The following is a 21,745-nucleotide window of genomic DNA, read 5'->3' as shown; positions in this document are numbered from 1 at the left end:
TGTCAGGCGATCGCTAGAACACTGTAGTTCTACTCATTTGGAAAGAATTTATCGCAGATTCGTTGAGAAAAATTCGCTTGACAATTTACTATTGTTATGGATTAGGAGTTAGTGACTAGTGGCTAGTGATTAGTTGTATTGACTCAGGAGGTTAGCCCACGTTGTTGGTTTATAACGCTTTTAGGTTGGAAGATATCTGCGGCTAATGTTGTGGGCTAATACAATTAGCAACTAGCAACTAGCCACTAACAACTAGCAACTGGTTACGTTTTTGCAAGTAAAGGGGCAGCTTGTAGTAAAGTTTGCGTGTAAGCGTGTTTTGGATGATGAAAAATTTCCTGTGTAGGACCAATTTCAACAATTTGCCCTGCATTCATCACCGCAATGCGATCGCATAAAAATCTTGCTACCCAAAGGTCATGCGTAATAAAGAGATATGTTAAATCAAACTCGCGCTTCAATTCCAGCATCAAGTCTAATACTTGCGCTTGTACGCTAGCATCTAACATACTGACAGGTTCATCGCAAATGACTAGTTTGGGATGCGTAATCAATGCACGGGCGATCGCAACTCTTTGTTGTTGTCCGCCAGAAAGATGACTTGGGTATCGTTCATAATACTCTGTAGCCGGTGTTAAACCAACGCGTTCGAGCATTTGCAACACTTGTTTTTTTGCTGAAGTAACATCAGCTAAATGATGAATCAACAAAGGATCGGCAATACTTTGTCCCACTGTCATGGCAGGATTAAGACAAGCATGAGGATCTTGAAAGATCATTTGCATTTGTCGTCGATAAGAACGCAAGCCTGCTTTTGGTAATGCGGTGATATCAGTTCCTTGCAACTCTACTTTCCCTGCTGTCGGACGAATTAGCTGCAATATTGTCCGCGATAGCGTACTTTTACCGCATCCCGACTCGCCAACTAATCCTAAAATTTCCCCTTGATAAAGTTCTAAACTGACTCCATCAACAGCTTTGATTGTTTGATTTTTGCCTTGAAACAGTCGTTCGATAAAGTTACTTTCTAAAGAATAGTGTTGTTTTAAATTCGTGATGCGGAGAATGGGTGATTGGTAATTGGTCATTGGTAATTGGTCATGATGTACCTTGCTATCTCCAGCTTGCAGGTGTAATGCGGCTTTGAGAAGAGAACGCGTATATTCGTGCTGGGGATCGCGAAAAACCGACTGCGAAGCACCAATTTCAACTAGCTTCCCGTGATACATCACGCCGATGCGATCGCAGTACTCCCCAACTAATGCTAAATCGTGCGAAATCAATAACAGTGCCATATCGCGATCGCGGCACAAACGAGTTAATTCTTGTAGTATCTGCGCTGCCACTGTAACATCTAAACTTGTCGTTGGTTCATCGGCAACAATCAATTTGGGATTGAGTAACAAGGCGAGTGCAATGGCAACTCTTTGACGCATTCCCCCACTAAATTCATGCGGATACTGACTCCAGCGACTCGCAGGTATTTTCACAGCTTCTAAAGTTGCGATCGCAATTTCTTTTGCTTGGCGTTGTGATAAGTGCGGTTGATGGGCTTTGAGTGTCTCGGTACAATGATCCCCAATTGTCATTAAAGGATCGAGGCGTGTCATGGGATCTTGAAAAATTAAAGCGACAGCTTCACCGCGAAAGTGCCTTAACTGTGCCGGAGTAAAATCAAAAACTGATTTCCCCTCAAATGTGACTTTACCCTCAATTTGAGTGGATGTTGGTAGCAACCGCATGGCTGCGCGTCCCAACGTCGATTTTCCACAGCCTGATTCTCCCACCAAACCTAGCCGTTCACCGCAATTTAGCGTAAAAGACACATCATCAACAGCCCATTGTAGTTGCTGCGTTTCGGATTGAGGATAGGCAACTTTGAGATTTTCAATACGAAATAAGGCTTCGCTCATATTGGTATTCTGCAATAAATTGTTGCTGTGATATTAGTGATGTGTCAACGTCATAACTGTTGCCTTTTTACCAGATGACAACAGAGTGATAACATAAAATGCGATCGCTGCAAGAATTTGCTACCAAGTAAATTATTTTTGCACTTCATCTGCTACTTCTGACAAAGAAAAAATTATAGACTGGAACTGCACATGCCCGAATAGCAAATCTGTAGGTGTCATTTGATGGGCAAGTAGTAAATTCATAATGAGCAAGTGAGCAAGTAACCACCGCAATCAACTATGCACTCGCCTCTAATAAAACATTGCAATAGTTGATTAAAGTTTGAATTCGGAGACAAATTTGCTCTTTTCTGGCAATAATTGTCTCAGGTTGCCGTGCTGCTTGTAAAAAGGTCATATCCATCCTTAATAACTTCAGCTGTTTATCAATTTCAGTGTGGTAGGAACGTACCCGGGATGCGACACTCGGCTCTAAATCGCTAGAGTCTAGCGTGATAATTTGCTGCCCAAACAGCCGTTGTGCTTGCTGAAAAACCTCGTGCAGTTTGGCAACATCTGGCTGTGTCCGATTGGCATTTGCTTGTAACTGCTCTAGAACTGCAGCAAATTCTTGATAGCTCTGATAATGAAAATTAGACAACATTCAGTAGCTTCTTACGATATTATTAATGTAAAGAATTTTGCCCCGTAGCATAAACTCTGTTTCAGAGCTAACGATAACTCATGCTTATTTATAAGTTTGAGTTGATAGCGCAATTTTCGGATTTAGTATTTTTCGCAGATACTACTTAATCTAGTCTAAGCGATGATAATTTTACCTTATAAATTTTTTGATTAATGCACGATCGCAACTTTGAATAACAGTGGAGCATTCCACACATATCTTACCCAATATCCACCATCCATCTTTGCCGCTCGATCCTATGAACGCCGCTGTTTCCACCGTTACTCATGCTACCTCACTCGCCTTTGATGTTGACCTTCCCCAATGGTTGCAAAACTGTTTAGTTGCACCGCAGGATAGTCATCAGCATTCAGAACAAGCTGACAATAGCTTGATTTGCTTGGCTTTTAGCTTTGCGTATGATTTGCATCAAGGGCAATACCGCAAATCTGGCGAACCATATATCTGTCACCCAATTGCTGTTGCCGGATTATTACGGGATCTCGGTGGTAGTAGTGCCATGATCGCCGCAGGATTTCTCCATGATGTAGTGGAAGATACGGATATCTCGATTGAAGAAATTGAACAGCGGTTTGGTAATGAAGTCCGTCAATTAGTCGAAGGAGTAACGAAGCTTTCCGAGTTTTCACAAAAATTTTCCAGCAAAACTGAGCGTCAAGCTGAGAATTTTCGCCGGATGTTCTTGGCAATGGCAAAAGATATCCGCGTGATTGTAGTCAAACTTGCCGATCGCCTGCACAACATGCGCACATTGGAACATTTAGCACCAGAAAAACAGCGACGAATTGCATTAGAAACGCGCGAAATTTTTGCCCCATTGGCTAATCGATTGGGTATCGGGCGGTTTAAGTGGGAATTAGAAGACTTGGCGTTTAAGTATCTAGAACCCGAAGCATATCGTCAAATTCAAGACTTAGTTGCCGAAAAACGAGTAAACCGAGAAGCTCGATTAACACGAGTCGTCGATGTACTAAAGGCGCGGATGGAGCAAGCCGAAATTAATTGTATCGATATCAGCGGTCGTCCAAAGCACCTTTATGGAATTTATCAGAAAATGCAGCGGCAACAAAAAGAATTTCATGAAATTTATGATATTGCTGCAATTCGGATCATTGTCAATTCAAAAGAAGAATGTTATAGAGCTTTAGCCGAGGTTCACGACGCATTTAAACCAATCCCTGGTAGATTCAAGGACTATATTGGTTTACCCAAGCCTAACCGCTACCAATCTTTGCATACGGCAGTTGTCGGTTTTACTGGGCGTCCTTTAGAGGTGCAAATTAGGACGATTGAAATGCACCACATTGCTGAATATGGAATTGCTGCGCATTGGAAGTATAAGGAAACAGGAAGTTCTAGCCACAGTCAGTTAAAGACTAGTGAAGAACGATTTACCTGGTTGCGGCAAATCCTGGAATGGCAAAATGACCTCAAAGATGTCAATGATGCTCAAGAGTATCTTGATAGCGTTAAAGATAACTTGTTTGAAGACGACGTTTACGTTTTTACCCCCAAAGGTGATGTTGTTTCGCTCACAGCGGGTGCAACACCAGTTGATTTTGCCTATCGGATTCATACAGAAGTCGGCAATCATTGTTGTGGTGCGCGTGTTAACGAGCGAATGGTAACGTTGGATACGCGGTTGAAGAACGGCGATATTGTAGACATTCTGACTCAAAAGAATAGCCATCCAAGTTTAGATTGGCTCAACTTTGTCGTGACAACTGGGGCAAAAAACCGAATTCGTCAATGGTACAAGCGATCGCACCGTGAAGAAAATGTCGCACGGGGACGCGAGTTGTTAGAAAAAGAACTCGGTAAAACAGGATTTGAAGCGCTGCTTAAATCAGAACCTATGCAAGCAGTAGCCGAAAAATGTAACTATCACGGTGTAGAAGAACTCCTAGCGGCGTTGGGTTACGGTGAAATTACTTTAAATCTTGTTCTCAATCGTTGGCGAGAAATCATCAAAGCCCAACAACCCATCGCGCAAACAGAAGATGTCACAGTTTTACCGTCTTCTACCAAAACACAAAAAGAAGCACCATTACCGAGTTCGCGGGCAAGTGATTCTCCTATTGCTGGAGTAGAAGGTTTGTTGTATCACTTGGCTAAATGCTGTACTCCAATTCCAGGCGAATCTATTATTGGGGTCGTTACGCGCAACAGTCGTGGCATTTCAATCCACCGTCAAGGATGTCAGAATGTTGAAACTATAGAAGGCGATCGCTTAATTCCGGTTAGTTGGAATCACAATAACTCAGAAAGAAATCGCCCGCAAACTTACACTGTCAATATTCAAATTGAAGCAATTGATCGCGTAGGAATTCTCAAAGATATTCTGTCACGCCTCAGCGATCAAGGAATTAATGTGCGCAACGCTCAAGTCAAAACATCCAACGGGCAACCTGCTTTAATTGATTTAGGAATTGATATCCGCGATCGCGAACAACTTGATCGTGTTTTTGTACAAATCAAAAAAATGAGCGATGTCATTAATTTACGTCGTATTAGTCAAGCTGAAGATTAACGTTGAATACCAAGTCATTAGCTGATTGCGCATATAATTTTATTAGCCTGGACTTGATTGCTCGTTATATTGTCGGTTTCAATAGCTAGGCGGACTAAGCGAAATTCCGTACTAAATTCTTGGCAATTTTTACTTGGCTTCAATAGTGCCATCAGCGGACATCCCATACACTGCTTGACAATATTTATTGCTACTAAATGCTGATTTGAAATTGAATTATCATCGCTATTGTACTGCGATACTTGAGGAGCGAGGGATTTTATCTCTTTCAATGCATCTATGGTATTTTGCATATTTTTACTATCGTTATTTGTTTCATATTGAGTGCGTGGCTTGATTAGCGCCTGAGTAGCTTGTCTTCTAATAACTGAGCGAAAATTACTTTTTGTGACTTCTTCTGCAAAAGCTTGTGAAAGTAAACTCCACAATTTATAACCAACATTTTTGATGTAATTAGCCTCATATCCATGGCTTTCTGCAATTTCTGGATATGTTTTGCCTTCCCAAGATTGCCGCAAAACTAGCTCTTGTATATTACTTAAAAAAATGTTCTCTAAAGCTATATCTATAACAAGTAATGCTTCTTCAATATCCATTATTCAACTATACAGCGATATTTATAGTACTTTGTTTTGCTTCCTAGCTTACCCGCAGATTTACAGACGTCAAATCAGTGAGTTCACCGAATTTCAGTAAAGTTCTCAATTTTTTTCATGAAGTGTGACTTTAAATGACCTTAAGTGACAGACAAAAATCGGTGGATACACTTAAATTTGATCTAGCTTCAAATTAAAGCAAAACAGCAACAAACTACATAAGTGTATTTATCAGGATTCTTCCGAGAAAATACGCAAAACATTAACAAAATCTAAAGTTTTTATCTCGTATCAAGAATTAGGAAATATAGGAGAAATTAATATGGCAAATTACTTTGGCACTAGTGAAGCTGACTACATATTAGGCTCAAATTCTGGAGATATAATTTATGGCTATCAAGGCAATGACACCCTAGTTGGTGAAGCTGGAAATGACAGTCTCTTTGGTGGAGGTGGTCGTGACTATCTTGAGGGTGGTGCTGGTAACGACTATTTAGATGGTGGCGTAGGTCATGACACTCTTATTGGTGGTGCAGGTAATGATACTCTACTTGGTGGTGCAGGTAATGACTATCTCATAGGCTTTGCAGGTAATAATCATCTCAAGGGCGGAAAAGGTGATGATACGCTTGAAAGTGGAATTGGTAGTGATACACTGACTGGTGGCGCAGGTGCAGATCTCTTTATCCTAAATAACCCATCTGCTCATGCAACAATTACAGACTTCAACGCCAAGCAAGGAGACATGATTGTTGCCAGCTTTACAGGCTTCTATCAAGGTTCCTTTTCATATAACAACAGTACTGGTGCTCTGTTATATACTGAGTACATCAATGGTAACTCTGTTGAAAGTCAAGTCGCTCAATTACAACCAGGCACAAGCTTTGATGTTAATACACAATTAATGATTTGGTAGAGTAACTACTTGTAAGCAACTCATTCTTCACTAAAATTCCTCACTGTTCAAAGGTGAGGATTTTTTGTAAAAATATTGAATTCAGGCGATCGCCTCATCTTCGTTGTCAATACAGAAGCGTTAACTTCTTATTTGTTTCTGAGTATTTCACATACTACTCATGTAAATAATAACACATACTTATATCTACTTTTTGATAAATGTCATTTTTTCCACTAATTTAATTGTGAACTTATCAAACTTTGCTTAAAATATGCTAGTACAGAAATTTCTTTGAGCCGCTAGCAATCCTAAAATATTGAGTTGCATTTCATAAATTTTTCATCAAGTCTTCATCGAAAATTTATAAAATTATATACGTAGAAGTAATACTTTAATACTAGTTATTGAAAATCAGGAGTATTTTCTTATTTTAAATTTGAGGTAATCTCTGGGATTCATTCAATTGAGTTTAAAGTTTTTGCAGATAAAATCATACATCAAGCTCATTCATTAGCCACGCACTTAAGATTAGATAAAGTCAGTACAAAATATTTTTTCGATACCAGTGTGTCAACTACTGATTTTCCTAAAAATCTAACCAAAAATAGATGCAAGTTTTTTTTTAAATTCAGCATTTTGTTCATTATATAAAGTTGGCTCACTCAACTTCTTTATGGTCATTTTTATCAGCACTTTTTGCAGAAAAACCTGTCTTAGCGCTGAAACTTTTATAGAAAAATCAAATCAAAACATAAAGCGTGTATTCAAACTGATGTGGCAATTCGTTAGTTAAAGTTGCACCTTGAATGTGGTTGAGGAAAAGCAGGAGAAAAAATGTCAACTATACATGGCACTAAAAAACCAGATTTAATCAAAGGCACTCCAGGTGCAGACAAAATCTTAGGTTGGGCAGTTGGCGACAACGCTCATAGTCTTTCGGGAAATGATACCTTGTTAGGGTTAGCTGGAAACGACACAATTTACGGCGGTACTGGCGATGACAGTTTAATAGGTGGTATAGGGCTAGACGTCCTTTATGGTGGTATTGGCAATGACACCCTCGAAGGGAATAATGGTTACGATATTCTCTATGGAGAAGTAGGTAATGACCTCCTTGCAGGTGGTACAGGAGATGACACTCTTTACGGTGGCTTCGGTACAGACACTCTCTATGGCGGTGCTGGTGATGACTATCTTTATGGTGGTAGAGACAACGATCGGCTTTATGGTCACGCAGGGGACGATATTTTAGATGGTGGTTTGGGTAATGACACGCTCATCGGTGGAATTGGTGATGATGTCTACATAGTTGACAGTAGTGGTGATGTAGTCATTGAAACTATTAATCCAGTAGAAATGTATGATGAAAACTGGAATATAGAAGTTGTTGACGCAGACATCGATACGGTATATGCCTCTGTTAATTATACTTTAGGGCAGTATGTAGAGAATTTAGTTCTTACTGGTAATCAGCCTATTAAAGGTACAGGAAATTCGTTAGACAATTTTATTACTGGTAATGATGCTAATAATAAACTTTATGGAAAAGGTGGAAATGACACGCTCGATGGCGGTTTTGGCAACGACACGTTAGTCGGTGGTTTTGGCGACGATGTTTACTATATAGACACTCTTAATGACAAGATTGTTGAGTTACCCAATCAAGGTACTGACACTGTTTATTCCTCAATAAGTTACGTTTTAGACGAGCATATAGAGCACTTAGTTCTTACAGACGATGGTTTAATTGGTATTGGTAATCCACTAAATACAGTGCAAAGCAATATTAATAGTCCTAGCTTTGCTATAGGTAATACTTTAGATAATATTCTTGTTGGTAACGATGCTAATAACAGCTTATATGGTGGTGCAGGTAATGATTTTTTAGATGGTAGTGTAGGCAATGATACGTTAGTTGGTGGTACTGGAAACGACTATTACATTGTTAATAGCATTAGTAGTACAATTATCGAATTTGCCAATGAAGGAATTGATTGGGTTGAATCAACGGTAAGTTATACCCTAGGTAATCATCTTGAAAATTTGTCCTTGGGCGGCGATCGCAACATCAATGGCACTGGCAATGCACTCAACAATATTATCTACGGCAACAGCGGCAATAATATCTTATCCGGTGGACTTGGTAACGATAAAATAGACGCGAGTTTTGGTGACGATCGCCTTTACGGTGGTGGTGGTAACGATACGCTCAATGGCAGCGGGGGCGACGATCTGTTATCAGGTGGCGACGGCAATGATTCGCTACAGGGAGGCGATGGCAATGACACGATATTTGGTGAATCTGGCAACGATAAATTAGATGGCAGTTTCGGCGACGATAGTTTAGATGGCGGACTAGGTAACGATACACTCCAAGGCGGATTTGGCAACGATACGCTAAGAGGTGACGCAGGCAACGACATACTGCGTGACATGGAGTTTGGTGGCGAAGCTAACTTTTTGTTTGGTGGTGCTGGAAATGATACCCTCGAAGGTGGTGGCACGCTCGACGGTGGTGACGGTGACGATAAACTCAGAGGCGGTTCTGACAATGATACCTTAATTGGTGGTTCTGGTCATGACACGCTCTTTGGCAGCTTTGGTGATGATGTTCTGACAGGTGGTGCCGGACGCGACTGTTTTGGCTTCTATGAGCCATTCCAAGGTATAGACAAGATAACAGATTTTGTTGCTGGGGAAGATCGCATTTTTGTCTATGCGATCGCACCTAATTCAGGCGTCGGTTTTGGTGTTAATTGTCAGTTGGATCGCGGTACGCACATTAGCGCAGCACAATTTACTATTGGTGGCACGGCATCAACGACAGATCATCGATTTATTTATAACCGCAACACAGGCGCTTTATCTTTTGATGAAGATGGTACAGGAGCAACACAGAAAGTGCAGTTTGCGTTACTGCCTAAAGGTTTAGACATGCAAAATGCTGATATTTTCGTTTTGTAGCAACTAGGCAGTGTAGTAATAAAGGCATATTTATTATGCCCTCACACTATTAGTTATGTAATGCAGATGCATCAAACTGCTGGGCAAATACTGAGGACAAGTTGGTAAGTAAAAACTATGCAAACTGGTAGTAAAGATCAAGTCGATGCGCTTTTAGCTTTGTTGAGCCGTTATCAAATGATGCCGCAGTTAGTACGAAACCTGATCGTCGATCAAGCGATCGCAGACATACCTTGTACTGATGAGGAACGCCAAGCCGCGATTGAAGCATTTGAAGCACAACAGCAAATTATTCCTGCCAATAGAGACGATTGGCTTAATCAACAAGGCATGACCTTAGCGCAAATGCATGACCTTGCCTTGCGTCCTGTCTTACTAGAAAAGCATAAAACTACTGTTTGGGAACCCAAGGTAGATAATTATTTCTTAACCCGCAAGGCACATCTAGATCAGGTAGTATATTCTCTGATCCGAACTAAAGATATGGGGTTAGCCCAAGAACTTTACTTTCGGATTTTAGAAGGAGAACAATCGTTTGCCGAGTTAGCCCGCGAATACTCGCAAGGTGCAGAAGCTAAAACAAGTGGGTTGCTAGGACCAGTATCACTGGCACAGCCGCATCCTGCTATTAGTAAACTGTTGTCTGTGAGTCAGCCAGGGCAACTTTGGGCACCTCGTCCTTTAGCTGAATGGGTGGTGATTATTCGTCTCGAAAAATTAATTCCAGCACAACTTGATAAATCAATGCGCCGCCGCTTGCAAGATGAATTATTTGAAAATTGGCTAGCCCAAAAAATGCAGCAAGTCGATATCAAGCAATTGATCGCAACAAGTCTACACAATCGCAATTCAATAGACTTTTTATCTAAATCTCCCAATCCCATAGACTGAATAATGCTAAACACACTTCGTAACAATAAGTTGCCGCAATTAGCCGTGACTTTAGTCACTATGCGATTCGGATAGAAAGTCTAATATTTTAAAATTGCAAAATTTTTATTTAATTAGGAATTGTATTGATAACAAGTGTGGATACTAAATTAAAGCAGCTTTATGCATTTAGTAAGTAGTATATGACTCAAAGCATACCTCTGGCTCCCATTCAAGCTTTCTTGGCACAAACTTTCCCGTTTGACCAACTCTCAACAGAGGTCATAGAAGCGATCGCGGCTAAATGCCAACTGATGCGCTATCGCGTCGGGCAATCAATTCTTGTCAGAGAAAAAATGCCTGCACACATAGCGATACTCTATCAAGGACAGGCGAGGTTATTAGGTTACGACCAGCGGACGCGGACTCCTGTCAGTTTGGAATTGCTAGGTTCAGGAAGCATTCTCGGAGCAACTTCCTTCGTGCGCGGAATTCCCTGCGAAACGGCGATCGCATCCACCGAGGTAATTTGCATTACAATAGCATTTCAAGATTTCTCAGACTTGCTCAATTCTGAACCATCGCTAGAACAAGCTTTTCTACATAGTAGCAGCCTCAGCGAAGTTTTTGAACTACTCAGTGTCGAACTTCAACGCAGTGCCAACGAAACTCCCAAATTAAAAGAGTTAGCAACTGCAGCGTGGCAAGACGCCGTTGTCCGCAACATCCCCAGAGGAAAACTCGATTTAGCACAACTCGACTCGCAGCGCCTATGGCTAGTCAGTAGTGGTTCAATTTCAGACTTTCCTGTCGGCAGTCGTTTACCTGCTAATGGTTCCTCTCAAATTATTCGTGTTGACAAAGCGCGTTTACTAGGACTTAATATCCGCAAGCAAATCAACATTTCAGTTGATGCAATTCCGCCTAGTGCTACCCACGAATCTGATTTTAGTGTCCCTGCTTTAGAAATTCCTTACGCACCAGAACATCCACCAGAAGCACCACCCGACCCTTACGCAGCCAAACCTAAATATCCCTTAGTACGCGGTCGAGGATCAATTGAAGCCCCACTAGCGTGCTTTCAGATGTTGAGTCAGCACTTAGGACTGACATTTCGCAAAGATTTAATTCGCAAAGTTTTAGAAAATCAATTTAAAAGCGCAGGAAATATTTCGCTGCAAGCGTGTGGGGCGATCGCTGAAATGATGAGTTTACGCGCCCAGCTAGTGCAAGTTTCTGCAACAGCAATCAATCGCCTGAAAGCCCCTGCACTAATTCGCTACGCCGATAGTTTTGCTGTTATTTACAGCATTACCGAAAAAGAATTAATTCTAGCAATTCCCGAAAGTGGACTTTTACGCAAAAGTCCGCAAGGTTTTGCAGAAATTTGGGGAAAAGAAGGACAGGTACTGCTACTTCAACCTCCCAGCCATCAAGTTAAAGAGAAATTTAGCCTCCGCTGGTTTCTACCATCAATTTATCGCTATCGTAAAGTTTTAACTGAAGTTTTAGTCGCCTCACTTTTTGTCCAGCTTTTTGGTTTGGCAAATCCACTAATTACTCAAGTTATTATTGATAAAGTCTTAGTTCAACGCAGCATTGATACCTTAGATGTTTTAGGAATATTCTTACTCGGAGTTGCGGTATTTGAGGCGTTATTAACTAGCGTTAGAACTTATTTATTTGTCGATACAACAAACCGCATTGATCTCAGTTTAGGTTCCGAAGTCATCGATCACTTATTACGCTTACCCCTCAAGTATTTTGATCGGCGCCGGATTGGAGAATTAGCAGGACGAATTAATGAGCTTGAAAATATTCGGCAATTTTTAACAGGAACAGCATTAACTGTTGTATTAGATGCGGTATTTTCAGTCATTTATGTTGCCGTAATGCTATTTTATAGCTGGCTGCTGACTCTTGTTACGTTAGTCACAATACCATTATTTGCTTTACTCACAATTTTTGTCTCGCCAATTGTCCGGCGACAACTTCATAAAAAAGCTGAAAAATATGCTGATACGCAGTCTTATCTAGTTGAAGTATTGTCAGGAATTCAAACAGTAAAAGCGCAAAATATTGAATTAAAATCGCGTTGGCAGTGGCAAGAACGCTATGCAAAATATATCACTGCTGGGTTTCAGAATGTTTTGACATTCAGTACTGCAAGTTCAATTAGTGGCTTTTTAAATAAATTTACAGGATTGCTTCTGTTGTGGGTAGGAGCACACCTTGTTCTTGCAAACCAACTGACATTAGGACAACTAATCGCATTTCGGATTATTGCAGGTTACGTTACAAGTCCTTTATTAAGACTGATTCAACTGTGGCAAAACTTCCAGGAAACCGCATTATCTATCGAACGACTCAGTGATGTTTTAGATGCACCGCAAGAAGTTGATGAAACCAATCGTGATAATATTCCCATGCCTGAAATTAAAGGCGATGTACATTACGATGAGTTGTCCTTCAGATTTAATAGCAATGGTCCGCTGCAATTAATTAATGTCAATTTAGAAATTCCTGCTGGATCTTTTGTGGGAATTGTCGGGCAAAGTGGTTCCGGTAAAAGTACGCTAGCTAAGTTACTACAGCGATTATATGAACCAACTTCCGGTAGAATTCAGATTGACCGCTACGACATTAGTAAAGTCGAACTTTATTCGCTCCGTCGGCAAATTGGGGTAGTTTTACAAGATACCTTGCTATTTAATGGCACAGTTCAGGAAAACATTGCCTTAACAAATCCTGAAGCAAGCTCCGAAGAAATTATCGCTGCTGCTAAAATTGCAGTTGCTCATGATTTTATTATGTCTTTGCCCCAAGGATATAACACAGTAGTGGGAGAGCGAGGTTCTTCCTTATCTGGCGGACAACGACAAAGAATTGCGATCGCCCGTACGGTTCTGCAAAACCCAAAACTCCTGATCTTAGACGAAGCAACGAGCGCTTTAGACTACAATTCTGAGCGTCAAGTATGCAACAACTTAAACGAAGCATTTCAAGGCAAAACGGTTTTCTTTATTACACATCGCCTTTCTACGGTGAGAAACGCAGATACAATCGTCGTGATGGATCAAGGTTCGATTGTTGAGCAAGGAACCCATCAAGAATTGATGGCAATCAGAGGACGGTACTACTGTCTTTATCAACAACAGGAGTCGCAGCTATGAGATCAGAATCTATCGAACAACCCGTTATTTTAGAGCAACCCGCAATATGGTCTAGAGTTGTCATGTGGTTACTTGTTTCGGTGACAACCTCGGCATTTATTTGGGCATCACTTGCCAAAATAGAACAAGCCGTACCAGCAACAGGAAAGCTTGAACCGCAAGGCTCAACAAAAGAAATTAAAGCACCAACTGGTGGTGTTGTTCGGGAAATTTATGTCAATGATGGGCAATTAGTTAAAAAAGGAGAATTGTTAGTTACATTTGATCCTACTGCCCCACAAGCAGATGTGCGATCGCTGATTCAATTAAAAGCCTCCTTATTACGAGAAAATCAGTTTTACACAACAGCTACAGCGGGTAATAACAGTTTAGATAGTTCATCAGATTTATCCGCATTAACTCGGTTACGCGCAGCTTTAGTCGCAGAAAATGACTTTTTAAAAGCACAAGTTAATGGACTTAACCCTAACAAGCGGACTGAAGGCGAATTTGATGCAAATCAACAACAATTACTAACAAGTGCACGGGCAGAATATCGCTCACGCATAGCAGATGCAAATCTCCGCATTCAAGAACTAGAAAAACAACTTGGTCAAACGCGATCGCAGCTAGCAACTGCTAGAAAAGTCACTGCAATCAACCAAGGAATACTCGATAAAATTACACCTGTTGCCGAAGAAGGTGGATTATCACAAGTACAATACCAACGCCAACAGCAAGAAGTTTTAACACGCCAATCTGAAGTAGATCGCTTGGATGCAGAACAACAACGATTATCAATTCAAATTGCTCAAGCAAAAGAACAATTACAGAATACAATTGCGCTCAGTTCAAAAGACAATTTAACAAAAATTGCCGATAATCAGAAGAAAATTGCTGAAATTGATACTCAACTTGGGCGCAATAAAATAGAAAACGAGAAAAGAATTGCCGAGATCGACGGAGAATTAAGCAAAGCTAACTTGAATTTACAATATCAAGAATTGCGATCGCCTGTTGATGGAATTGTCTTTGATCTTCAAGCAAAATCGCAAGGATTTGTCGCTAATTCTGCTGAACCAATACTGAAAATTGTCCCAAATGAAAATTTAGTAGCTTCGGTATATCTAACTAATAAAGATATTGGTTTTGTGTATCCAGGAATGGAAACAGATGTCAAAATTGAATCTTTTCCTGAATCTGAATTCGGTAGTATTAAAGGCAAATTAGTCTGGGTTGGTTCAGATGCTTTACCGCCAACGCAAGAACGCCCATATTACGCCTTTCCCGCAAAAATTCAACTCGAACGCCAAGCTTTAACTGTTAATGGTAAAGACGTACCACTGCAATCTGGTATGGGCGTCAATAGCAGTATAAAAGTACGTAAGCGAACAGTTCTAAGTATGTTTATGAATATGTTTGATAAGAAAATTAAGAGTTTAGAAACAGTGCGATAGGGTAATGGGTAATAAGTAATAGGTAATTGAAATTTTTTGTGATTGACCAATTACCAGTTACCAATCTTTAAGTTACGTTTATTTTACCCACTTAATTTATATGCGCATATTATTTCTTCACACTAATTTTCCTGCACAATATCGTCATGTTGCGCAAGCGCTTGCCAGCGTTCCAAATAACCAAGTTGTTTTTGGTACTAAAAATCAAGATGTTTCGCTACCAGGTGTTTACAAAGCTATCTTTGAACCAAGTCGCAATCCTCACCCATCAACACATCATTATGTTAGACCTTTAGAAAGTGCAGTATTGCACGGACAAGCCGTATATAAAATAGCTGAACAATTAAAAGCACAAAAATTTATTCCTGATGTTATTTGCGGACATTCAGGTTGGGGTCCAACATTATTTGTTAAAGATGCATTTCCAAATACACCGTTGATTTGTTATTTTGAATGGTTTTATCATGCGCGGGGTTCAGATGCCGATTTTGATCCTACCGATCCTTTAAATGTTGATGACATAGCGCGAATTCGGATTAAGAATGCACCAATTTTGATTGATTTATATAGCTGCGATCGCGGTTTATCACCTACATTTTGGCAACGTGCCCAGTTTCCTGCAGAATTTCACAGTAAGATTTCTGTACTGCATGACGGGGTAGATACAGAATACTTTAAACCGAAGCCAGGAGCAAAGCTAGTTTTACCAAATCTCGATTTATCGGGGGTTGACGAACTTGTAACGTATGTGGCGCGGGGGATGGAACCGTATCGAGGTTTCCCGCAGTTTATGGAAGCGATCGCCTATATCCAAGAACGCCGCCCCAATTGTCATGTTGTTATTGTAGGTTCTGAGCGCGTTTGCTATGGTAAATCTTTACCCGACGGTATATCTTACAAAGAGTTCATGCTCAAAAAAGTCCCGCTAGATTTATCGCGGGTGCATTTTACTGGCTCATTACCTTATAATCAATATCTGCAAGTTATTCAAGCCTCCTCTGTTCATGTTTATTTAACGCGACCGTTTGTTTTATCTTGGTCAATGATTGAGGCAATGTCTACAGGGTGCTTAGTATTAGGTTCTAACACTGCACCCGTTGCGGAAGTCATTCAAGATGGCGAGAATGGATTACTTGTTGACTTCTTTGCACCGCAGCAAATTGCAGATCGCGTTGATGAAGTGTTAAATCATCCTACACGCATGGCAGAACTTCGTGCTAAAGCAAGAGAAACGGTGTTAGAACGTTATGCTTTGGCAGATTTGTTGCCGAAACATCTTGAAATGATTAAAAGTATTGCTGGGTAGTGTTTTTATAAGTTTCATGAATCAATTCAGACGCAGAGAATGCAAAGATAGACTTAGAGGATCTGTAATTGGTGGTAAAGAGTTTGTAGAGATCTGAACTAAGCAAGATGTGTTACTAGGAAGATAAATTCTCCTCGGCTTGCTATTGGAAGCACAATCTTTACGGGAGATACCAGAATGTCAAATCAAGGTAGTCATGCAGTGGTAATCGGTGGTAGTATCGCTGGGCTGGTGGCTGGTCGAGTTTTGACGAAGTACTTTGATCGAGTCACGATTATTGAACGCGATTGCTTTCCTGAAAACCCTGTACCGCGTAAAGGCGTTCCGCAATCGCATCACGTCCACGTGTTATTAATGCGGGGAGCGATAATTTTAGAAGAACTTTTTCCAGGCTTGCATACAGAATTATACGCTGCGGGCGCATCACAGATTGACATGGCAAAAGATGTTGCTTGGCTAAATCCAGCGGGGTGGGGTATTCGCTTTACTTCTGGAGTGATGCTGTTGGCTAGCAGCCGCAGTTTATTGGAATGGGGTGTGCGTCAACGGTTGATGCAATGTCCCCAGGTATGCTTCATTACTAAATCTGAAGTGACAGGTTTACTTGCTAATTCTGACAAAAGTGCGATTACTGGTGTTCAAGTGCGTTTACACAATCAACCACATCCTGGAAGGGTGAGTGAACAACAAGTCTATGCCGATCTTGTTGTTGATGCAAGTGGGCGAATGTCCAAAACTCCGCAGTGGCTAACAGCACTCGGTTACGAACCGCCGCAAGAAACCGTTGTGAATTCTCACGTTGGCTACGCAAGTCGCATTTATCAACCTCCTACTAACTTCTCAAGCGATTGGCAGGCTTTGTACTTGCAAGCCGCACCACCAAACGTGACGCGTGGGGGGTTAATGTTACCCATTGAAGGCAATCGTTGGCTTGTTTCTCTAGGCGGAGGTGATAAAGACTATCCACCCACAGACGAGAAGGGTTTTCTTGAATTTGTACGTACGCTGCGTAGTTCTATTCTTTATGACGCGATCAAAGACGCTAAACCTCTCTCCCCAATAGTTAGCTATCGCGCTACCGAAAACCGCCGCCGTCATTACGAAAAACTTCACCAAATGCCAGAAGGTTTCATCGTCACTGGTGATGCGGCGTGTACGTTTAATCCCGTATATGGACAAGGTATGACAACGGCGGCGATCGCTGCGGAAACTCTAGATCAATGTCTCAAAAAAGGTCTTTTTGGCTTAAGTAAACGTTTTCAATCTCAATTAGCTCAAGTTAACGCAGTTCCTTGGACACTCGCAACAAGTGAAGATTACCGTTATCGCGGTACTGAAGGTAAGCCAGTGACTCAAAAAACGAAGTTAATGCATTGGTATATGGATTGGGTAATGCTGCTATCTACCAAAAATGTGGGTGTGCGATCGCAGTTTCTCCAAGTCATGCATATGCTAAAAACACCAAATGCTTTATTTCATCCCAAAATCGTTGCTCTAGTTTTCAAAGAAGTGCTGCAATCAACTTTACATCGAGAAACACTAACAACTAAGGTTGCAACCAAAGTAACTTAAACACTCATTCGTAGCTAAGTAGTTAAACATCATTAGAAGTTACATCTTTTATTGGGTAATAGGTAATGGGTAATGAGAAAACAGTAAGTATTTAGCAATCAAACAAAATCTCACAGAAGATCGCTATTGACTACCAATGACTAATGACTAATGACCAGTTACCAGCCTCTCATATGAATTCCAATGCAGCAATTTTTTACAAACGAGATGGATATGATACTAGTAGTAACCGACTTCTAGGTCGTCAAGCTGCGGGTGAGGGTTTTCTTAAAGGTTGGATTGAGTTTAGTCGTGCAGACACTTTGTATTGTTATGCAACCAGCCGTGCAGAGTTTGTTGATTTTTGCCAGCGCATTCAACCTTGGATGAAACAACCGCGCCAAGTCGAGTGGCTACCAACTAGCAATCCTCATAGCCCAGCCCAACCAGGTGCAATTTATTATCCCGCCCCTACGATCGCTCAATTAGCTTGGCAGCGTCGTTTTACTGATCAACAAGCTTACAGTATTTGTGGGGTAACACATACAATTGCCAGTCTTAGCGTTATGCAAAGCATTGGAGAGTTACTGATTGCACCCATTCAACCTTGGGACGCGCTGATATGTACCTCAATTGCAGTTAAAATAGCAATTCAACGTCTGCTTGATACCTGGGCTGAATATTTAGCACAACGCATTGGTAGGAAACCAAACATTGACGTTCAGCTACCAGTGATTCCCTTGGGGGTAGACTGCAATGCATTTTTACACAGTCATAAAACGCAAATTCGTCACAGTGTTCGCCAACAACTCGGTATTGCACCGGATGACATTGTAATTTTGTTCGTTGGTAGGTTGTGCTTTTATGCCAAAGCGCATCCCGTACCGATGTATTTAGCCATAGAAAGAGCAGCACAAGCAAGTAATGTAAGAGTACATTTGATTCAAGCAGGCTGGTTTGAAGATCAAAAAGAAGAAGTGGCTTTTAAAGAAAGTGCTAAAGTTTTTTGTCCTTCGGTAAATACGATTTTTGTTGATGGACGCAAACCCGAAGTTCGTTCTAGTATTTGGTTTGTTGCAGATATTTTTGTTTCGCTTGTCGATAACATTCAAGAAACCTTTGGACTGACACCAATTGAAGCAATGGCAGCAGGCTTACCCGTTGTTGTTTCTGATTGGGATGGTTATCAAGAATCGGTACGTGATGAGATCGATGGTTTTAAAATCCCGACAGTGATACCACCACCAACAGCTATTGATTTAGCTTTCGATTATCTTAGCGACAACCTTAATTACAGCGCCTATATTGCGCATACGTCTATGGCAGCTGCGGTAGATATTGATGCGTGTGCAACAGCTTTAACAAAACTCATAGCAGATAGCGAACTACGACAACGCCTAGGAAACAACGGCAGAGAACGCGCCAGGAAAATGTATGATTGGCAAGTTGCGATCGCCGCTTACGAAAACCTCTGGCAGGAACTTGCTGGAATTCGGACTAAAAGTGCGATGTCTGCACTTCCTCCAAACACACCACCTTACCCTTTGTGTGACGATCCGTTGCGAGTTTTTGGGCATTATCCAACGGCAACGCTAAACCACGACTCAGTTTTAGGAATCGGTGTAATGGCAACACCACAACAGTTAAATGCCATCCAACAAATATGGATAACCAACTTTGGTGCGGAAAGAAGAATTCCTATTGCAACTATTGATGCTATTGTGAGAGCGATCGCCGAACACGGTTCTCTGTCAGTAGCACAAATTCTCAGTCAATTTCCTGAAGAAAACGCATCAAAACTCTTACGTACCCTCGTTTACCTCTTAAAATTCGATATTCTACGTCTTGAGAACTAGTAATAATTCCCGTTAATTAACTGCAATGTGGAGTGAGTAGTGGCGCTTTGGCTATTGAGAAAGTAGGAGTGTAGGAGTGTAGGAGAGATCTAATTGCTATTTTTCCCTCTTACCCTACTACCCGCCTACCAACCACCCGCCTCTCCTCTACTCCTCTAGAAATTGCCGTATTGCAACTGTATCTGCGTAGAACATCTGTGATTCGACGATTTTGCCATCACGCATCTTATAGACGCTCACTACTGGTAAATCGAGCTTTCTGCCGCTACTCGTCGCCAGCCCTTTCAACCGCCAAAGGACGATGATATAATCTTCTGCATCTAAAAAGACTGCCTCCATTTTCCTCTCGGCTGAAGGTTGAAGGTTGTTCCAAGTTTGGGCAGCCCCTTCAATATGTTGTTTTGCACCTTCAAGACCGCGATACACGCCACCATAGGGCAGTGACTCTGCATCGCGGATGACAATCTCAGGAGCGTAAGCGGCGAGAACTCCAGCAATGTCGCGTTCTTCAACAGCTTTAAAAAGACAGCGAATATTCTCTACATTCTCCCGTGACATAAATTCTCCTTTCTCGTAAGAAGTTATCAACTTACGCATTCAGTATCCAATAACTCTCAAATTCTTTTCTTCAAGGTTCTTGCGGTTATTTTCAACGTTCTTGCGATCGCTGCCAAAATTTGGGCGTAACTCCTACAAGGCGTTTGAAATGGTAAGTGAAATGTCCTTGGCTGGCAAACCCAACAGTCTGAGCGATCGCAGCCAGCGATAAATTACCGCTAACGATCAGTTGTTTGGCTCGTTCAATCCGATAACGAATTAAATATTGATGAGGTGAAATATTAGTCGATTTCTTAAACAAATGAGCAAAATGATATGGACTCAACCGCACAATTTCTGCTAACTGAGTTAAGCTGATGTTTCTCTCTAAATTTGCCTCAATAAAATCAACAATTTGTTGCCATTGCTGTTGATTAAAACTACCTGTGATAGTTTTGATTTGACGTGAGTTGGTTGAATATCTAGATAAAAGATGAACGACAAGTGCATGGGCTAGCGAGTCAGCATAAAGATGGCTGTTTTTTCCGTCGATCTCTAAGGATGTTTTGAGTGCAAAGCCAATCTGCTGAACTAGTGGATCGAATAGTGTAGCCAGATGTGGAATGAGTTCGAGGCGATCGCTCCCAAATACGTCATAACTAACAGTAGCCAGAAATGACGGTGCTAAAAACAAATTGAAAAACTCAGCTTCTTTATCCCAGTGAAACTGTTGGCTACAGTAGGCTGGGTAAATTTTCAAATCTCCAAATCCTGAGTAAACCTGCTGATATTGCCCACCAACTGCTTGCTCCAACTGCACGGGCTTCCCAACATTCATACAAATGGTATGCTGGGACGACACGCGTTCTGGAACATCGCAGGGTGGTTGCCGGAAATGAGTAAACTGAATGTTGTTCCAGTCAGCACAATCGCTAGTTAGAATCGGCGGATGGGGGAAGATCAGCGGTAAATTGTTCTTGTTAAAATCGGTCATTGTTACTTTGATTTTAATTGCCTAAATTGTAAATGAATCAAGCTTATGACCTTGATGAAATAACACTTTTAAGTTTGTGGGGTGGTGTCTTCATCCGCCCATGATTGCCAGAAGTCTATTGTTGATGTTTTATCTGTTGCCGAAATTAAGAGAATCGGTATTACCGATCAACCGAACCCATAATAATATCTACACTGCCGAGAATAACAACAATATCAGCGACCTTAACACCCCGCAAAAGGTGCGGCAAAATCTGCAAGTTATTGAAATCTGCTGGACGAATCTTCCACCGCCAAGGAAAGACACGATCATCACCCATGATGTAGATGCCTAACTCACCTTTGCCACTTTCTATCCGAACATAATGTTCGCCTTTGGGGATTTTGAACGTGGGTGCGACTTTCTTGCCAATATACTGGTAATCAAAGCCATT

15 protein-coding genes are annotated in these 21,745 nt (G+C 41.2%); 9 read left to right on the top strand and 6 right to left on the bottom strand.

From position 1 onward, the window contains the following. Positions 1-263: 263 nt before the first annotated feature. Positions 264-1,913: a dipeptide ABC transporter ATP-binding protein gene (locus CSQ79_RS24495; protein WP_099703732.1), complete on the bottom strand. Its 1,650-nt coding sequence runs from the start codon at positions 1,911-1,913 to the stop codon at positions 264-266. Between the two features lie 280 nt (positions 1,914-2,193). Beyond that, a complete protein-coding gene (patD, locus tag CSQ79_RS24490) occupies positions 2,194-2,559 on the bottom strand; it encodes a heterocyst frequency control protein PatD (protein WP_099703731.1) in 366 nt (121 codons plus the stop codon). Positions 2,560-2,839: 280 nt separating this feature from the next. Here patD and CSQ79_RS24485 point away from each other — a divergent pair, with 280 nt between their 5' ends. After that, positions 2,840-5,131, top strand: a complete 2,292-nt coding sequence (locus CSQ79_RS24485; protein WP_099703730.1) for a RelA/SpoT family protein — start codon at positions 2,840-2,842, stop codon at positions 5,129-5,131. Between the two features lie 17 nt (positions 5,132-5,148). Here the strand turns inward: CSQ79_RS24485 and CSQ79_RS28470 are convergent, their stop codons facing one another. After that, positions 5,149-5,727, bottom strand: a complete 579-nt coding sequence (locus CSQ79_RS28470) for a helix-turn-helix domain-containing protein (protein ID WP_289501520.1) — start codon at positions 5,725-5,727, stop codon at positions 5,149-5,151. 322 nt (positions 5,728-6,049) lie between these two features. Between CSQ79_RS28470 and CSQ79_RS24475 the strand changes: the two genes are divergently transcribed. From CSQ79_RS24475 to CSQ79_RS24440, 8 genes are all read left to right on the top strand, one after another. Beyond that, positions 6,050-6,643 carry a calcium-binding protein gene (locus CSQ79_RS24475; protein WP_099703729.1) on the top strand — a complete coding sequence of 198 codons (594 nt, stop codon included), beginning with the start codon at positions 6,050-6,052 and terminating at the stop codon, positions 6,641-6,643. A gap of 816 nt (positions 6,644-7,459) precedes the next feature. Next, positions 7,460-9,589: a calcium-binding protein gene (locus tag CSQ79_RS24470; protein ID WP_099703728.1), complete on the top strand. Its 2,130-nt coding sequence runs from the start codon at positions 7,460-7,462 to the stop codon at positions 9,587-9,589. A 117-nt stretch (positions 9,590-9,706) separates the two neighbouring features. Continuing rightward, positions 9,707-10,480 carry a peptidylprolyl isomerase gene (locus CSQ79_RS24465; protein WP_099703727.1) on the top strand — a complete coding sequence of 258 codons (774 nt, stop codon included), beginning with the start codon at positions 9,707-9,709 and terminating at the stop codon, positions 10,478-10,480. Between the two features lie 182 nt (positions 10,481-10,662). Further along, on the top strand, positions 10,663-13,632 hold the full coding sequence (locus tag CSQ79_RS24460; RefSeq protein WP_099703726.1) for a type I secretion system permease/ATPase: 2,970 nt from the start codon (positions 10,663-10,665) through the stop codon (positions 13,630-13,632). After that, positions 13,629-15,068, top strand: coding sequence for a beta-barrel domain-containing protein (locus CSQ79_RS24455; protein ID WP_099703725.1), 1,440 nt, complete (start codon positions 13,629-13,631; stop codon positions 15,066-15,068). The genes CSQ79_RS24460 and CSQ79_RS24455 overlap by 4 nt, the downstream gene beginning before the upstream one ends. A 100-nt stretch (positions 15,069-15,168) precedes the next feature. Further along, a complete protein-coding gene (locus CSQ79_RS24450) occupies positions 15,169-16,374 on the top strand; it encodes a glycosyltransferase family 4 protein (RefSeq protein ID WP_099703724.1) in 1,206 nt (401 codons plus the stop codon). A gap of 177 nt (positions 16,375-16,551) precedes the next feature. After that, a complete protein-coding gene (locus tag CSQ79_RS24445; protein WP_099703723.1) occupies positions 16,552-17,946 on the top strand; it encodes an FAD-dependent oxidoreductase in 1,395 nt (464 codons plus the stop codon). Positions 17,947-18,119: 173 nt separating this feature from the next. Continuing rightward, positions 18,120-19,781 carry a glycosyltransferase family 4 protein gene (locus tag CSQ79_RS24440; RefSeq protein WP_099703804.1) on the top strand — a complete coding sequence of 554 codons (1,662 nt, stop codon included), beginning with the start codon at positions 18,120-18,122 and terminating at the stop codon, positions 19,779-19,781. Between the two features lie 147 nt (positions 19,782-19,928). Here CSQ79_RS24440 and CSQ79_RS24435 read toward each other — a convergent pair whose 3' ends face one another. The 3 genes from CSQ79_RS24435 to CSQ79_RS24425 form a co-directional block, all read right to left on the bottom strand. Further along, positions 19,929-20,339 carry a nuclear transport factor 2 family protein gene (locus CSQ79_RS24435; RefSeq protein ID WP_099703803.1) on the bottom strand — a complete coding sequence of 137 codons (411 nt, stop codon included), beginning with the start codon at positions 20,337-20,339 and terminating at the stop codon, positions 19,929-19,931. A 91-nt stretch (positions 20,340-20,430) separates the two neighbouring features. Next, positions 20,431-21,312, bottom strand: a complete 882-nt coding sequence (locus CSQ79_RS24430) for a helix-turn-helix domain-containing protein (protein ID WP_289501519.1) — start codon at positions 21,310-21,312, stop codon at positions 20,431-20,433. 160 nt (positions 21,313-21,472) lie between these two features. Continuing rightward, the coding region (locus CSQ79_RS24425) for an NADH-quinone oxidoreductase subunit D-related protein (RefSeq protein ID WP_502693965.1) at positions 21,473-21,745 on the bottom strand (273 nt) is incomplete at its 5' end.

It is taken from the genome of Gloeocapsopsis sp. IPPAS B-1203 (assembly GCF_002749975.1).
GTDB lineage: Bacteria > Cyanobacteriota > Cyanobacteriia > Cyanobacteriales > Chroococcidiopsidaceae > Gloeocapsopsis.
The sequence above is the reverse complement of the archived record's forward strand: the minus strand, read 5'-3'. Positions and strand labels throughout refer to the sequence as shown.

Bases quoted from the DNA above. Each gene is read 5' to 3' on its own strand.
- CSQ79_RS24495 (WP_099703732.1), bottom strand. From the start codon at position 1,913: ATGAGCGAAGCCTTATTTCGTATTGAAAATCTCAAAGTTGCCTATCCT.
- patD (WP_099703731.1), bottom strand. From the start codon at position 2,559: ATGTTGTCTAATTTTCATTATCAGAGCTATCAAGAATTTGCTGCAGTT.
- CSQ79_RS24485 (WP_099703730.1), top strand. From the start codon at position 2,840: ATGAACGCCGCTGTTTCCACCGTTACTCATGCTACCTCACTCGCCTTT.
- CSQ79_RS28470 (WP_289501520.1), bottom strand. From the start codon at position 5,727: ATGGATATTGAAGAAGCATTACTTGTTATAGATATAGCTTTAGAGAAC.
- CSQ79_RS24475 (WP_099703729.1), top strand. From the start codon at position 6,050: ATGGCAAATTACTTTGGCACTAGTGAAGCTGACTACATATTAGGCTCA.
- CSQ79_RS24470 (WP_099703728.1), top strand. From the start codon at position 7,460: ATGTCAACTATACATGGCACTAAAAAACCAGATTTAATCAAAGGCACT.
- CSQ79_RS24465 (WP_099703727.1), top strand. From the start codon at position 9,707: ATGCAAACTGGTAGTAAAGATCAAGTCGATGCGCTTTTAGCTTTGTTG.
- CSQ79_RS24460 (WP_099703726.1), top strand. From the start codon at position 10,663: ATGACTCAAAGCATACCTCTGGCTCCCATTCAAGCTTTCTTGGCACAA.
- CSQ79_RS24455 (WP_099703725.1), top strand. From the start codon at position 13,629: ATGAGATCAGAATCTATCGAACAACCCGTTATTTTAGAGCAACCCGCA.
- CSQ79_RS24450 (WP_099703724.1), top strand. From the start codon at position 15,169: ATGCGCATATTATTTCTTCACACTAATTTTCCTGCACAATATCGTCAT.
- CSQ79_RS24445 (WP_099703723.1), top strand. From the start codon at position 16,552: ATGTCAAATCAAGGTAGTCATGCAGTGGTAATCGGTGGTAGTATCGCT.
- CSQ79_RS24440 (WP_099703804.1), top strand. From the start codon at position 18,120: ATGAATTCCAATGCAGCAATTTTTTACAAACGAGATGGATATGATACT.
- CSQ79_RS24435 (WP_099703803.1), bottom strand. From the start codon at position 20,339: ATGTCACGGGAGAATGTAGAGAATATTCGCTGTCTTTTTAAAGCTGTT.
- CSQ79_RS24430 (WP_289501519.1), bottom strand. From the start codon at position 21,312: ATGACCGATTTTAACAAGAACAATTTACCGCTGATCTTCCCCCATCCG.